This is a genomic window from Duganella callida (assembly GCF_004614165.1).
Lineage (GTDB): Bacteria > Pseudomonadota > Gammaproteobacteria > Burkholderiales > Burkholderiaceae_D > Rugamonas > Rugamonas callida.
Genome location: NZ_SPVG01000180.1, coordinates 23072 through 36426, shown reverse-complemented (window position 1 = coordinate 36426; position 13355 = coordinate 23072). Strand labels below are relative to the sequence as shown.

General features: G+C 51.2%; 11 protein-coding genes. 6 read left to right on the top strand and 5 right to left on the bottom strand.

Annotation, left to right across the window (positions count from 1 at the left end; all coding sequences use genetic code 11):
* The first annotated feature begins 3 nt into the window (after window positions 1–3).
* Entirely contained in the window at window positions 4–492 is a 489-nt protein-coding gene (locus E4L98_RS17575) for a YkgB family protein (RefSeq protein ID WP_135202841.1), read from the top strand.
* Window positions 493–867: 375 nt separating this feature from the next.
* Window positions 868–1845 (top strand): zinc-binding dehydrogenase, encoded by a 978-nt coding sequence (locus E4L98_RS17570; protein WP_135202840.1) that lies wholly within the window; start codon window positions 868–870, stop codon window positions 1843–1845.
* A 167-nt stretch (window positions 1846–2012) separates the two neighbouring features.
* On the opposite strand, the gene E4L98_RS17565 is transcribed toward E4L98_RS17570, so the two are convergent.
* The 4 genes from E4L98_RS17565 to egtB form a co-directional block, all read right to left on the bottom strand.
* A complete protein-coding gene (locus tag E4L98_RS17565) occupies window positions 2013–2489 on the bottom strand; it encodes an EF-hand domain-containing protein (protein ID WP_135202839.1) in 477 nt (158 codons plus the stop codon).
* 197 nt (window positions 2490–2686) lie between these two features.
* Window positions 2687–4711: a putative bifunctional diguanylate cyclase/phosphodiesterase gene (locus tag E4L98_RS17560; protein WP_229257430.1), complete on the bottom strand. Its 2025-nt coding sequence runs from the start codon at window positions 4709–4711 to the stop codon at window positions 2687–2689.
* 110 nt (window positions 4712–4821) lie between these two features.
* Complete coding sequence (gene egtD, locus E4L98_RS17555; RefSeq protein WP_135202838.1) at window positions 4822–5805, bottom strand: L-histidine N(alpha)-methyltransferase; 984 nt, start codon at window positions 5803–5805, stop codon at window positions 4822–4824.
* Entirely contained in the window at window positions 5805–7037 is a 1233-nt protein-coding gene (gene egtB, locus E4L98_RS17550) for an ergothioneine biosynthesis protein EgtB (protein ID WP_229257438.1), read from the bottom strand. Before egtB ends, egtD begins: the two co-directional genes overlap by 1 nt.
* 230 nt (window positions 7038–7267) lie before the next feature.
* Here egtB and E4L98_RS31190 point away from each other — a divergent pair, with 230 nt between their 5' ends.
* Window positions 7268–8860: a methyl-accepting chemotaxis protein gene (locus E4L98_RS31190; RefSeq protein ID WP_135202836.1), complete on the top strand. Its 1593-nt coding sequence runs from the start codon at window positions 7268–7270 to the stop codon at window positions 8858–8860.
* Window positions 8861–9352: 492 nt separating this feature from the next.
* The gene (locus E4L98_RS17540) at window positions 9353–9994 is read left to right on the top strand and encodes a CGNR zinc finger domain-containing protein (protein ID WP_135202835.1); all 642 of its coding nucleotides are present in this window, start codon (window positions 9353–9355) and stop codon (window positions 9992–9994) included.
* Window positions 9995–10067: 73 nt separating this feature from the next.
* Here E4L98_RS17540 and E4L98_RS17535 read toward each other — a convergent pair whose 3' ends face one another.
* Window positions 10068–10928: an alpha/beta fold hydrolase gene (locus E4L98_RS17535; RefSeq protein ID WP_135202834.1), complete on the bottom strand. Its 861-nt coding sequence runs from the start codon at window positions 10926–10928 to the stop codon at window positions 10068–10070.
* A 209-nt stretch (window positions 10929–11137) separates the two neighbouring features.
* Here E4L98_RS17535 and E4L98_RS17530 point away from each other — a divergent pair, with 209 nt between their 5' ends.
* Complete coding sequence (locus E4L98_RS17530) at window positions 11138–11758, top strand: CGNR zinc finger domain-containing protein (protein ID WP_135202833.1); 621 nt, start codon at window positions 11138–11140, stop codon at window positions 11756–11758.
* A 196-nt stretch (window positions 11759–11954) separates the two neighbouring features.
* Window positions 11955–13352: a mercuric reductase gene (locus E4L98_RS17525; protein ID WP_135202832.1), complete on the top strand. Its 1398-nt coding sequence runs from the start codon at window positions 11955–11957 to the stop codon at window positions 13350–13352.
* Window positions 13353–13355: the final 3 nt, after the last annotated feature.

Below are 13355 nucleotides of genomic sequence, written 5' to 3'. Positions count from 1 at the left end.
ATTGTGAATTTTCTAGTCAACTTAGTTGCTCGCTCGGGCCTTCTTAAACGTGATCTGGACTACCATTTGCTTCGTGCCTCAATGGTAATTATCTTCGCTTGGTTCGGCTACGATAAATGGTTCAACGTTGAGATTCGGGACTTGGTTCCACTAATTACCCACGGGCCGTTCATCTCGTGGATGATACCGGTACTGGGTATCGGTGGCACGAGTGTGCTTTTGGGCACTGCAGAATGGACCTTTGGTTCGTTGTTGATGTTGGGGTACTGGAACAAGAAATTAGGTGTGCTAGGTGCGCTGGGTAGCATTGTTACTTTCATCGGGACACTCACTATTATGCCGTTCGCACCTGGCGCATGGCATCCCGAGGCCGGAGGGTTCCCGGCAATGACGATAGTTGCGGCATTTTTGTTAAAGGATCTTGTCTTGCTAACAGTGTCTGTCTACCTTCTTAAGCAGGACGTTGTCAGAGTGATTGAGTCACAAAAATAGTCATTTCATTCAAGTTCTCGAAATGTACCAGGTGGGGCGGGGAGGTGGATGGTTAATGATGTAAATAGTTTATATCGTTAACTATTCGCTTGGGAAAGGGGGATTCGTTTGGGACGCAGTTCCCCGCGAATTCCCCTTTTTACTTTTTCTCACGGCCTACCTCCAGAAAGATTGGGTGGGCACTAGTGGAAAAATGCAGTATCCGCTACGAAACGCTGCTCGATCGTCAACCACGGTCTATTTGATTCACTAGTAACCTGTTTAAACTTGGTTGACTGGTTACATCAATCGTGGTAACCTTTCTTCGACATCGGATAGGTCGATGTGCTGGTAGAGATCAGGGTTATCGTTCGAATTACGTCGCGGGAGAGTATTGTGAAAGCAATCGTATTGGAAGGCTTTGGTGGTCTAGAAGCATTGGTTTACAAAGATATTCCGAAGCCTGAACCAAAGGCTGGAATGGTAGTCATTAAAATCAAAGCGTTCGGTATCAATCACGCAGAGATGCACATGAGGCGAGGGGAGTGGGCGGAAGCGGCGCCAGTTAGCGGTATTGAGTGTGTTGGAATTGTTGATTCGTGTCCTGGTGGTGAGTTCGCGGTGGGTACGAAGGTGGCGACGCTGATGGGGGGGCTCGGACGGACAATCAACGGCAGTTATGCCGAATACACACGTGTGAATGCGAGCAACGTGGCCGTGATCGAATCGGATCTTTCGTGGGCTGAATTAGCCGCGATTCCTCAGTCCTATGCGACAGCTTGGACATGTCTTTTCCGGAATTTAAAAATTCAGCGAGGACAAACAATAGTGATTCGAGGTGCATCGTCTGCGTTCGGTATTGCGGCAGTCAACATGGCAGTGAATGCGGGTCTGACAGTAATCGGGACAACTGTCAGCGAGGCTCAGTTCCAGCCTTTGCTGGCGTTAGGAGTTAGCCGTTGTGAGGTCGAGCGGTCTGACTTGGCTCAACATATCGTTGAGAGCAAAAAAATTGATGCAGTATTGGACCTCGTCGGTAATAGCACTATGTTGGATTCTTTAAAAATGGTGCGCCGAGATGGCAAAGTGTGCTTGGCGGGATGGCTCGGCGGCTTGGCACCGATTGTTGACTTCAATCCGTTGTTACAAATGCCTAGCGGCGTCGACTTGACCTTTTTTGGCAGTTTCGTGTTTGGAACTCCTGGCTTCCCATTATCGGAAGTGCCACTGCAAGAAATTGTTGACGACGTAGAAGCTGGCAAATATGTGGCAAAGCCGTGGCGAGTTTTCTCCTTCGATGGGGTGCCGGAGGCGCAACGCATCATGGAGGCAGGTGAGGCAAGGGGAAAGATGGTTGTTGTGCATGAAGCGTAATCGATCTGATAAGGCGTACGGCAGGAGGGCCGCGATAGTCCTGAACTGCCAGCGCACGGAATCGAGATCATTGACTTTGTCAGCGCACGTATAAGTTTGTAATGCCGGCGCGGAAGCTTACGCGCCAGCTTGCTGCAAGAGATTCGAGCGTTTATATGAAGTTGTGTTTATTTTTTCAGTCCTGACGCCAGCGATGTCTCTACGCTTGCGAACTCCTCCTGCTGTACAACACCATCACGGTTTCCTCTGGCGTCCATTAAACCCATCAGCAACTGCGCATTTGCGCTATTTGTAGCTGAGCCAAGGCTCGCAAGTCCCTGCAAGATTTCATCATTAGTGATCGAACCATCTTTGTTTGAATCGAATCCATTTTTGATCGCATCGGCTTGCGACTGTGATGCTCCAATCTGTAGCATTATTTCATCGAAATCTGATGTAGACATCGACCCGCCGAGCCCAAGCGGGATACTCCCGGCTGGAGGGCGTGTGCCGTTTATCAGAGACTGCGATACTTCCCGACCGTTATAGATAGTGGTAAAGGTTATGCCCTTTGAAGCTAGGCTCGAGATGCTTTGTGCCTCTTTGCTGAGCGCCAGTGCACTTGGGGGGTATGAAGTTCTAGAGTTGAGAGGGGAGATTGCCATGTCACTATCCTTTGACTAAGTTAAAGGGTTAGGCTTCGTTAGGTGCGCGCCGTCGGATGGTAGCCGATGTGAGTATAACGGATGGCAATCTATCTAAAACAAGAAGATAACCTATAAAGACTATTCTGTTAGGTGTCTTTGGCGGTGGTGTTGATGCTTACTTACCGCTATACGCCTGCGCATGAACTGCGGATTAGTTAAGCTGTGTCTACGATCGTGGTGATTTTCCTAGAGTAGAGAAAAACTGATGCGGCCGATGCCTGCAGGGGCCGGCTATAGTAATAGCCTTGGATTTCATCGCAGCCCCAGCTTTTTAGCAGTCGCTGTTGAACTTCGGTTTCGACACCTTCGGCGATAACTATCATCCCTAAATTGTGAGCTAGGCCAATGGTCGCTTGTACGACGGTCTGTTGAGGGGAGGCGACCGTGATATCTCTTACAAAAGACTGATCAATTTTCAGTTTTTCAACGGGCAGTTGGGTCAGGTAGGAAAGGCTGGAATATCCGGTACCGAAATCATCGATCGCCAGCCTTACTCCTATATTCTGTAAGGCTTTCAACATTTTCGTGGTCGCACCAATATCATTGACCATGACGCCTTCCGTGATTTCCAGCTCAATACAGGCTGGGTTTACGCCGCTAGCCGTGATGATGCGCTCGACCTTATTGACGAAAAACGGATCTGCAAACTGCAAGGGCGATATGTTCACTGCGACCGTGATACGGCACTTGGCATCAGTCATCCATTTTTGCAACTGCAAACAGCTTTGTTCTAATACCCAATCTCCGATTGTGACGATCAGTCCTGTTTCTTCCGCTAACGGTATGAAGCTGGCTGGTGAGACCAGCTCACCATTTCGGCGCCAACGGATCAATGCTTCAAATCCAATCAAACCTTCGTCGTTCATTGACTGTTGTGGCTGATAGTAAAGCTCCAGCTCGCCACGTTCAATCGCATGCCTCAGGTCAGTCTCTAACTGCAGACGGCTCAACAGTTGTTCGTTAAGTTTTTTTCCGTATTCGATAGTCACATCGCCACCTGCTTTGCTTGCAGCCTGCAAAGCGGCATCGGCATTGCGTAAAAGAACGTCAGGCTCCAACCCATCTTCTGGATATCGCGCGGTACCCAGACTTAAAGTAACGTGGAGTTCCTTGCCCTCGTGGCAGTTTGCATATCGCACCGTCTCCCTTAAACGCTCCGTGGAGTCGCCGAGTTCATCCCCACTCGAACCGACTCCGTAGAGGATAGCGAAATTCGCGCCATCGAGACGATACACTTCCCCACCATGCAACTTAGCCGCCCGTTCTATAAGTAATGCGATATTTACCATTACCTGGTCGGCGAAGGCATGGCCATAGCCACCTACCAACCTCGAATAGCCATCTATGGTTCCTAATACGACGATAGACGGCTCGCACGACATAGACTTCAGCCTGGCGACGAACGCTCTGCGATGCGGTAGTCCCGTCAACGGGTCATGGCCCGCCTGGTGGTGCAGTTCTTTTTCCACTCGAAATTTCTCCCGAATGTGATAAATCATCAGGCCACAACTAAGTAAGGCGAAGGCATCATACCAATGCACGAGGTAAGCTAAACCCTTGATGTTCGAGTCGACTTTGTCGCCACTTCCGGAAAGTGCTTGCTGAGCTGAGTTCTTTAGAGAATTAATCTGCAGGCGCAGAGCTTTAGCATTTTCATTATGGTCAAAAATTAATTTCTGAACACTTGCCGCTCTCGGAGACCCGTCGTTGGTAGCCGTCCGTTCGAGTTTGCTCGCTGCACGCTCCAGCGACAGGTAACCCAAGTACAATGCATCGATGCTAGGATCCCCCCTCTGCAGGCGACGTAGCCCTTCTAGAGCGCTCTCCATCTCTTTACGCGCAATTGTGCCAGCGTAGAGATATTGCGCGACGTTTATCGTCTGGCTGTAGTACCCATCCAAGACCTGCTCATAACGCAGAATTGCGCTGTCCATGTCGAGCAAAAAACGCAGCTGCGGAATGTCTTCGTGTATAGCCGGATCGGCATTTTTCCTGATGGTATTTGCCGTCCGCTCGAACGTCCACGACAGTCCTACGCTTAACGCCATCAGGACGACTAGAAACCCATAAACTACCGATCTCGACTCCACCAAAAAACGTCGAGACCCTTTTCCTGGATGGAGTAGTTTCCCGAGGATGACTTGCTTCCTCATGCCGGTTACGTCGTTACCTGCATTCATAAATCTCTCCTAACCGATGTGGCCCGACTTAATGTTACCGGCATTTTTGATGGCGTATTCTTGGAATGGTTAAGTGTTGAGCTATTGCTGCTGTTTGGGAAAACACAGCACTAACGAAACAATGGAGATTCTGAGACCGACGCGAGTATCACTGAGAAGAGAGCATTTTCGTCGGTCCAATTTTCTATGGGAGACCATCCACCGGCTCGCAGCAAAAGTTCTGCCCCCTGTAAGCTGTACTTGTGACTGTTTTCAGTGTGGATCGTTTCGCCGGCAAGCATTGAAAATTCATAGCCTTTCACCGTGAAGCGGAGGTCACGCTTTGCCTCTAGGTGCATTTCTATTCGCGAGAATTCAGCATTCCAGCGTGCCACATGCCTGAAGTCACTCAACGGTATAGTGCCGGCCAACTCCCGATTGATCCGCCTTATCATATTTAGGTTGAATGCAGCCGTTACGCCCTGTGCGTCGTCATACGCTGGAACTAGAACGTCAGCGCTCTTTACTCGGTCTATACCAATAAGCAGCATGCCATCTGACCCGAGCGTCGACGCCATTGTTCGCAATAAATCCACGGCTTCCGTTGCCAAGAGATTGCCTATAGTAGATCCTGGGAAAAAGCCTAGTCGAGGCATACCCTCAACAACCTCAGGCATGACAAGTGGGTGCATGAAATCGCCTTCAACCGGATAGATGGGTAGCTTAGGAAATACCGTTCCAAGCGCTGCGGCGGACTCATAAAGGAATTCACCCGAGATGTCGACAGGCACGTAAGCCGAGGGCGCAACAGCCGACAATAACAGAGGTGTCTTCGCGGAAGAGCCTGATCCGAATTCCACAACTGCACGGCCCAGACCGGTCTTCGCGGCAATCGCTTTCGCATATTGCCGCAAAATCCGACGCTCTGTCCGAGTGGGGTAATACTCCGGCAATTGGGTAATCTGCTCGAACAATTCAGACCCCCTTTTGTCGTAGAACCAGCGCGCCGGAATTTGACGTTGCGAGGCTCCCAGTCCCGCCAGCACGTCTGCAGCAAATGCAGAGTTGTACGAAGGAGCGACAGGTGCTACATCAATTTCATAGGAAGTTGACATCAGATATCCTTTGCGAGTCTTACGCCGGTAAATTGCCAGCGTTGATGAGGGTAAAAAAAGTTCCGATAGCTGGCACGAATGTGATTGCGAGGAGTTGCACAACTGCCGCCTTTGAGGACGAATTGTCCCGACATGAATTTTCCGTTGTACTCCCCAACAGCTCCCGCCTCGGGCCGGAACCCTGGATGGGGTAGAAACGCGGATCCCGTCCATTCCCAGAGATCACCGAATAGCTGCTTAAGCCCATCACCTGCCGACGCAGGCATTGGCCGCACAGAAAGTGCGTCGTCCAGAAATACACCTTGTTCAGGAACATATCCTGCCGCTGCGTTTTCCCATTCGGCCTCGGTAGGCAGCCGAGCACCCGCCCATCGCGCGTACGCATCAGCCTCGTAAAAACAAATATGACTGACTGGTGCGGTAAGAGCTAATTTCTCCGGGCCAGCCAACCCGAATCGGTGGGGCCATCCTTCCCCCTCCGAGTAAATCCAGTACAGTGGTGCGCGTATCTGATTTTGTTGGACCCAAGCCCATCCGTCTGACAGCCAATATTCAGACTTTTCATAACCGCCGGAATTGATGAACGCTAACCACTCATGGTTGGTGACGAGACGATCCGCCAACAAGTACGGCGGTAACCATACGGAGTGTCGAGGTCTTTCGCAATCGAAAGAGAACCCCTCGCCGCCATGGCCCAGTACCTTCATACCGCCATCGATTTTCACCCATGCCATGGGCTGCGGTCGGCCTTCGTTGTTCAGCGGCTCTGTGCTATATGCGGCAGGCAGAAGCGGGTTTTGGTAAAAGAGGTGTAGTACGTCCGTTATCAGTAGTTCTTGATGCTGCTGCTCATGATTGCATCCTAATTTAACTAATTCCATCACCTCATTGGACATCGACGCGGCCGCCGCAACGATTGCAGCGTCTACGTGTTCCCGATATTGCAGCACCTCTTCTAATGAGGGCCTCGTTAGTAGCCCACGCATGTGGCGGGCAATACGCTCGCCTTTGCCCTCGTAGTAGCTATTGAACAGGTAACTGAATGCTGTGTCATAGGGCACATAGCCAGAGACGAACTCTTGAAGTACAAAAGATTCAAAGAACCAGGTTGTATGCGCCAGGTGCCATTTCGCTGGAGATGCGTCCGGCATCGACTGTGCACTTGCGTCGGCATCAGAAAGGGGCATAGCCAACGCTGTTGTGAGTGCTCGGACTCGGACGAACTGGGACATTAATGCTGTGCGCGATCTTTCAATGGAGTTGCCGATTGCCTTTGTTTCAGCGGTGGTTAGATTCAAGTCTTCCATAATTTATCTCGTGATTTCTTAGTCACCAAGTCGCAACAATAACCTGATAAATGGTGTTTGACAAGTTACTTATTGCATGCAATCATCAGCTGCGATTGTGGTGGTTGCGTTGCTGCATTCGGAGCGAATAACAATAAACAATGAGAGGAGTTCGAATGAACATGGGCAGATTCAAGGTATCAACCCGTTTGGTATCAGGCTTTGCTTTGGTGTCCCTAATGATGTTTGCGGTCATTGCGCTGTCCCTGCGACATATGTCCCTGATGCAGTCGCGTACAAATGAAATTACCAATGTCAACAACGTGGAGGTCGGGCTTGTGTCGTCAATGTACCTATCTACTGTTGAACGGGCCCTGGCGGCGCGCAATATTTTGCTGGTGTCTGCGCCAAGTCAGCTTGAGGCCGAGTACGCACGTTTTCCAGCACAAGCAAAAAGGTACGCTGAGGCCGATGAGAAATTGGCCCGGCTATTAATGACTGATCCAGATGCTAAAGAAAAACTGGTGCTTTTCGAGAGGATCAGGGAACAGGCACGACGCACCGAGCCCGTGCTGGAGCGGGTATTAGCTCTTGGTCAGCAAAGAAAAGTTGACGCTGCATTGACGGTATTGATGGACGAACTACGTCCTCTGCAGCGTGAATGGTGGACGTTGTTAAATCAAATGAGCGAGCTTGAGGCGCAGGCGAGTCAGCATGCGGTCTCTGAGGCCGAGGAGGCGTACGTTAGCGCCCGCAGTTCAATGATTATCTTCGGCTGTATTGCCGCGATAGTTGGAGGACTGGCCTCTTGGGCGATTACCCATAGTCTGATAGAGGAGCTTGGCGGGGAACCGAGGGTCGCGGTTATGGTCGCAGAGCGCATTGCAGCAGGCGACTTAAGTATTGAGCCTTATGTCGATCAAGGTGACAACGCCAGCTTAATGAACGCTATCAAGAAAATGCGCTATGGGTTGGCTGGAATTGTCTCGCAGGTTCGCCTGAGCGCCAACAGCATCGCGGCAGCCTCCGGGCAGATTGCATCTGGCAATATGGATTTGTCGTCGCGCACCGAGCAGCAAGCGGGTTCGCTGGAAGAGACAGCGTCTGCAATGGAGGAGCTGACGTCGGTAGTGCGGAAGAATGCTGAGGATGGCCGACATGCTCGAGAGCTGGCAACGGTAGCTTCTGTCGCTGCGGAGAAGGGGCAGATCGTGGTAGATCAAGTGATCGAGAGGATGAATCGAATAAATTCTATGTCCAGCAAAATCTCCGACATTATTGGTGTCATCGACGGGATCGCTTTTCAAACGAATATATTGGCGCTGAATGCAGCGGTAGAGGCCGCTCGAGCAGGCGAGCAAGGTAGGGGTTTCGCTGTCGTCGCCACGGAGGTAAGAACGCTGGCGCAACGAGCGGCGTTGGCAGCAAAAGAAATCAAGACGTTGATCGTCGATTCAGTTTCTGAAGCGAGAGGCGGGTGCAAGCAGGTGAATGAGGCAGGCGACGCAATGCAAGAGATTACAAGCTGCATTCGACGGGTTGCCCAGATAATGGCCGACATAGCAGGTGCAACTGAGCAGCAGGCCACAGGCATCGAACTCATCAACGAAGCCATCAAGCAGATCGACAATGTGACTCAGCAGAACGCGGCATTGGTTGAAGAAGCCGCTGCCGCCGCTACGTCTCTCACCGGTCAGGCAGCCGAGCTGACTAAACTCGTCTGTACGTTCCACTTGGGCGCTAATGATGGTGGCGGCCGGCAGCGTTAGCCTACGGGGCGCGCGGTTAGTCAGGCGTATAGATAAAACCACGACACTTCTAGGCCGGGTCGCTTTGCGACGAGACGTGGTGCGTCTGTCCTGCCAACCGGCGGCCGGTTAAGATCGTCGAGACCAATGTTGTCTCTGCCAGAAAGTAGAAACATGAGTTGATCATACCCCGGCTGATAACTAGTGGAGCTAATCGGACAGGTTAGGGCGTTGACCTGAGCCGGTCGTCTACACACATACTTGTACAGGAACATACCAACCTGAACAGAGGGCGATGCAGCATGTTGGGCGCAGTGCGGATGTGAGTTTCTAGGAATGCTATAATTATCAGTTGCCACGGGAAGGCCGGATGCGGCCTTCCCCCAGTGTTGTATTGAATTACACTTGGCTAATACCATTTTATTGAAGGCGAGATAACTTGTCAACTCCGCAAGTGGAGGTTATTGAACTCTGCTCCAGCGTGGGGAACGTCTTCGGAAGGTTGGAAAAAAAATGACCGATAATTTCATGCCCGCATTCTTGATCGCAGATGACTTGGGTCTCGACTTTTTAAATACCATTGCCACTCCGGTAGATACCCCTATCGAATGGCTCAGTGATGGCCCGGGGTTGTTGCGTTGGCTAGACCAGACGAAACTCGTGTCACCAGATATCCTGAAGTCGTTTAAGACTGGAACTGTGCCTGGCGAACTTGATGCAGTTGCTGCCCAGGCTCGCGCCTTCCGCGAATGGTTTCGAGGTTTCGTGCAATCACATCGTGGCAAGCCATTGGGAGCGCATGTAATTAAGCAGCTGGCACCGTTGAACAAGATGCTTGAGCGGGAAGAGCAGTTTGGTCAAATCGTAGTCAATAAGCTGGACAAGGATGATGCCGGTGGTCCGCACTTGGAGTGGCGCCTGCAACGTCACTGGCGTTCGCCTGAGACCTTATTATTGCCGATCGCTCGGGCATTGGCGGAACTTGTTTGCACAGCAGATTTTACCTATGTCAAACAATGCGAAAATCCAACTTGCTCGTTATTGTTCGTCGACCGCACTAGCCGCCGCGCGCGCCGGTGGTGCAGCATGGCCACATGCGGCAATCGTGCCAAGCAAGCCGCTCACCGAGCTCGTAAGCAAAAGGGCGGAGCTTGAAATGGCGACGCCACGCATTAGCGTGACGCCCCAACACCTTAGTCGCTATCACTCGTCCTACGAATGGAACATATTAGGATTCTGCGAGATTGGCGACCAAAAATTCGTTGATCTCTTTTCCTATCTCGGCGAGGTGCGTCTCAAGTGCAAAGTGTCCTGTTTCATAAAAACGCACTTTCGCTTTAGGTAGATCTCGCTGGAACGCCTCAGCTCCAGCTGGCAAGAAGAACGGATCATTCTTACCCCACACGGCCAACAGCGGCGGCTGATGGTCCCGGAAATACTTCTGGAATGTTGGATACAGCGCGACATTCGATTTATAGTCGCCAAATAAGTCGAGCTGTATCTCATCGTTGCCTGGACGAGCCATGAGCGCGCTATCCAGCGTGTAGCTCTCTGGAGCCACCATGCTTGGGTCCGTCACGCCATGAGTATATTGCCATTGCGTCGTTTCAGGCGTCAAAAAGCCACGCAACGCTTCGCGATTCGCTGCGCTCGGTTCTTCCCAATACTTCTGAATTGGGTTCCAGCCCTCGCTCAGACCCGCAACATATGCATTCCCATTCTGACTGATGAGGGCAGTGATGCGCTCAGGGTGATTAACGGCAAGGCGTAGTCCAACTGGGGCGCCGTAATCAAAGAAGTACACAGCATAAGCATCAAGTCCCAAGACCTCTGTGAACTTCCCTATCACTGTAGCAAGGTTATCGAAAGTATGTACAAAACCAGCTGGCGATTTCGTAAATCCGAAGCCTGGTAGATCTGGCGCGATAACGTTGAATCTACCGGCAAGTTCGGGAATGAGATTTCTAAACATATGGCTAGATGTCGGGAATCCGTGCAAGAGCAGGACGGTTGGTGCTTTGACATCGCCAGCTTGGCGATAAAAAATGTCATGTCCATCAAACGATGCGGTGCGCATATCGATCTTCATAAGAACTCCGTTCAGTTAAGTTGGTAACCTATCAAAAAGCAAATAACAGGTTACTCAAAGTTATTGCAGGTGTAAAGCTCTTTTTGTCATTTCTGTCCAAAAAGGAGGCGGATCGATGTTGTATGAGTAACCAGTTAAAGCGTTTTTTATAGGTTTCAAAATCGGAATCGTGCTAAAGTGCTCGCACTTCTTCTTGATCAGGTGCGCCCGTGACTTCCAAAGCTCCCTTCCTGGCTGACAACGTCAGTCTTAACTTGCTAAACACGATTGTTGCGTCACGCGGCCAAACCGTTGAATGCATTCCCGATGGCGAATCCTTGCTCCACTGGCTTGTCGCTGGAGGTGTGCTCACGCAAGTCGAATCTGATGCTCTGAAGCGGCGCTTTGGTATCGCAGAAATAGACCTCCTAGCCAGCCATACTCGAAGATTGCGTGAGTCTTTCCGGGTCGCATTGGAGCAGCGCAAGGTTGGCGATGGAGATCTCGTACTAGACTCCCTTGTCCAGCAATTGAACCTGATCCTGTCAAAAGATGCGCGTTACTTGGCGGTAGAGCTGTTTAACGGCACGACGCATGTGTGCTCGCGTAGAGTTTGGGAAAACGCCGAGCAGGTGTTGTCCGTATTGGCAGAAAACATTGCTCTCCTATTTAACCGCAACGATCTCGGACTCATAAAAAAATGCGCGAACCCCTCATGTGTCCTCTGGTTCGAAGATAAAACCAGAGCACATCGTCGCCAGTATTGCAGTTCACGTGCCTGTGGTAATCGTGCCAAGGTCGCGGCTTTTCGGTTGAGGAAGAACGTGGCTTCGCCAATTGACGGATCTTAGACCGTTCGTCATGCCGCGCTTTTCGACTTTTTCTGATGCCCTTGAGGGGTGTTGGTAAAAACGTATTGACATGTTTTCGATACCTATGAGATAACCTATAAAACTTATTTCGGTAGGTTACTAAATGGATGGTGTATTTGATGGCATACCGAGTAGGTTGTCTTTATAAAAACATTTCTGAAAGCAAAGGAACATCATGTCTCAGACCGAAAATTTCGATGTTGTGATCCTTGGTAGCGGTCAAGGCGGAAAATTACTTGCCTGGCACCTTGGCCGTACTGGCAAAAAGGTAGCGGTCGTGGAGCGCCAATGGGTTGGCGGGTCATGCCCGGCTGTGGCTTGTCTGCCATCGAAAAACGAGCTTTGGAGTGCACGTGTGGCGCACTTGGTGCAACATGCGGAGCAATTCGGCACCATGACCGGTAGCGTTAGTACCGACATGGCAAGAGTCCGCGCTCGCAAGCAGAGTATGATTGATCGAGAGATCGACTTCCATGTTGGCGCCTATAAAAATAGCGGAGCCGAGCTGATTTCGGGGAGTGGGCGTTTTATTGCGCCGAAGACTATTGAGGTTGCGCTAAACGACGGTGGTAGTCGGGTTCTCAAAGGTGCAGAAATCGTAATCAATGTTGGAAGCCGAGCCGCGATACCGGATGTCCCAGGGCTAGCGGCTGCGAAGCCATTAACGCATATCGAAGCGCTGGAGCTAAGTTACTTGCCACAGCATTTGGTGGTGCTGGGAGGTGGATACGTCGGGATCGAGATGGCACAAGCCTACCGTCGCTTTGGCAGCAAAGTCACTATCCTGGAGTCAGGTAGCCAATTGATGGGGCGCGAAGACCAAGATGTTGCCGACGGCATGCAACGTGTTTTGCAAGATGAAGGTATCGAGGTGCTGCTGAATGCTCAGGTAAGCAGCGTGTCAGGAACATCGGGAGACAAGATTGTTGTGGTCCTGACGACACCTGTCGGAGAGCGCAAAATTGAGGGCAGTGATCTGCTGGTCGCCGCAGGTCGAGTGCCCAATACTGCTGGAATCGGTTTAGAGACAGCCAATATCGATACCAATGCACGCGGGTTTATTCGCGTTAGCGAAAAGTTGCAAACATCAGCAGAAGGTGTGTGGGCAATTGGTGAGTGTGCCGGAAGCCCTCAGTTCACACACGTGTCGGTTGATGATTTCCGGATTGTTAGAGAGAATATGTCCGGTGGAAACCGACGTACCGATGAGCGATTGATACCGTATGTTATGTTCACGGATCCGCCGCTCGCTCGCGTTGGCCTGTCTGAGACCGAAGCGCGTCAACGGAGTATAGAAGTTCGAGTAGCTCAGCTGCCTATGGGGAATGTTTTGCGTACTGCAGCGACGGACGAAACTCTGGGCTTTATGAAAGTGCTGGTCAGCGCACATGACGACAGCATTCTCGGCTTTACGATGATTGGGTCGGAAGCAGGCGAAGTTATGGCCGTCATCCAAACCGCGATGTTGGCGGGGCTCCCGTACACCAAACTACGCGACGCTGTTTTCGCACACTTGACGGTGGCAGAAGGACTTGGGCCACTCTTCGGTAACGTCGCCCCTATAGCCGTCTAACTG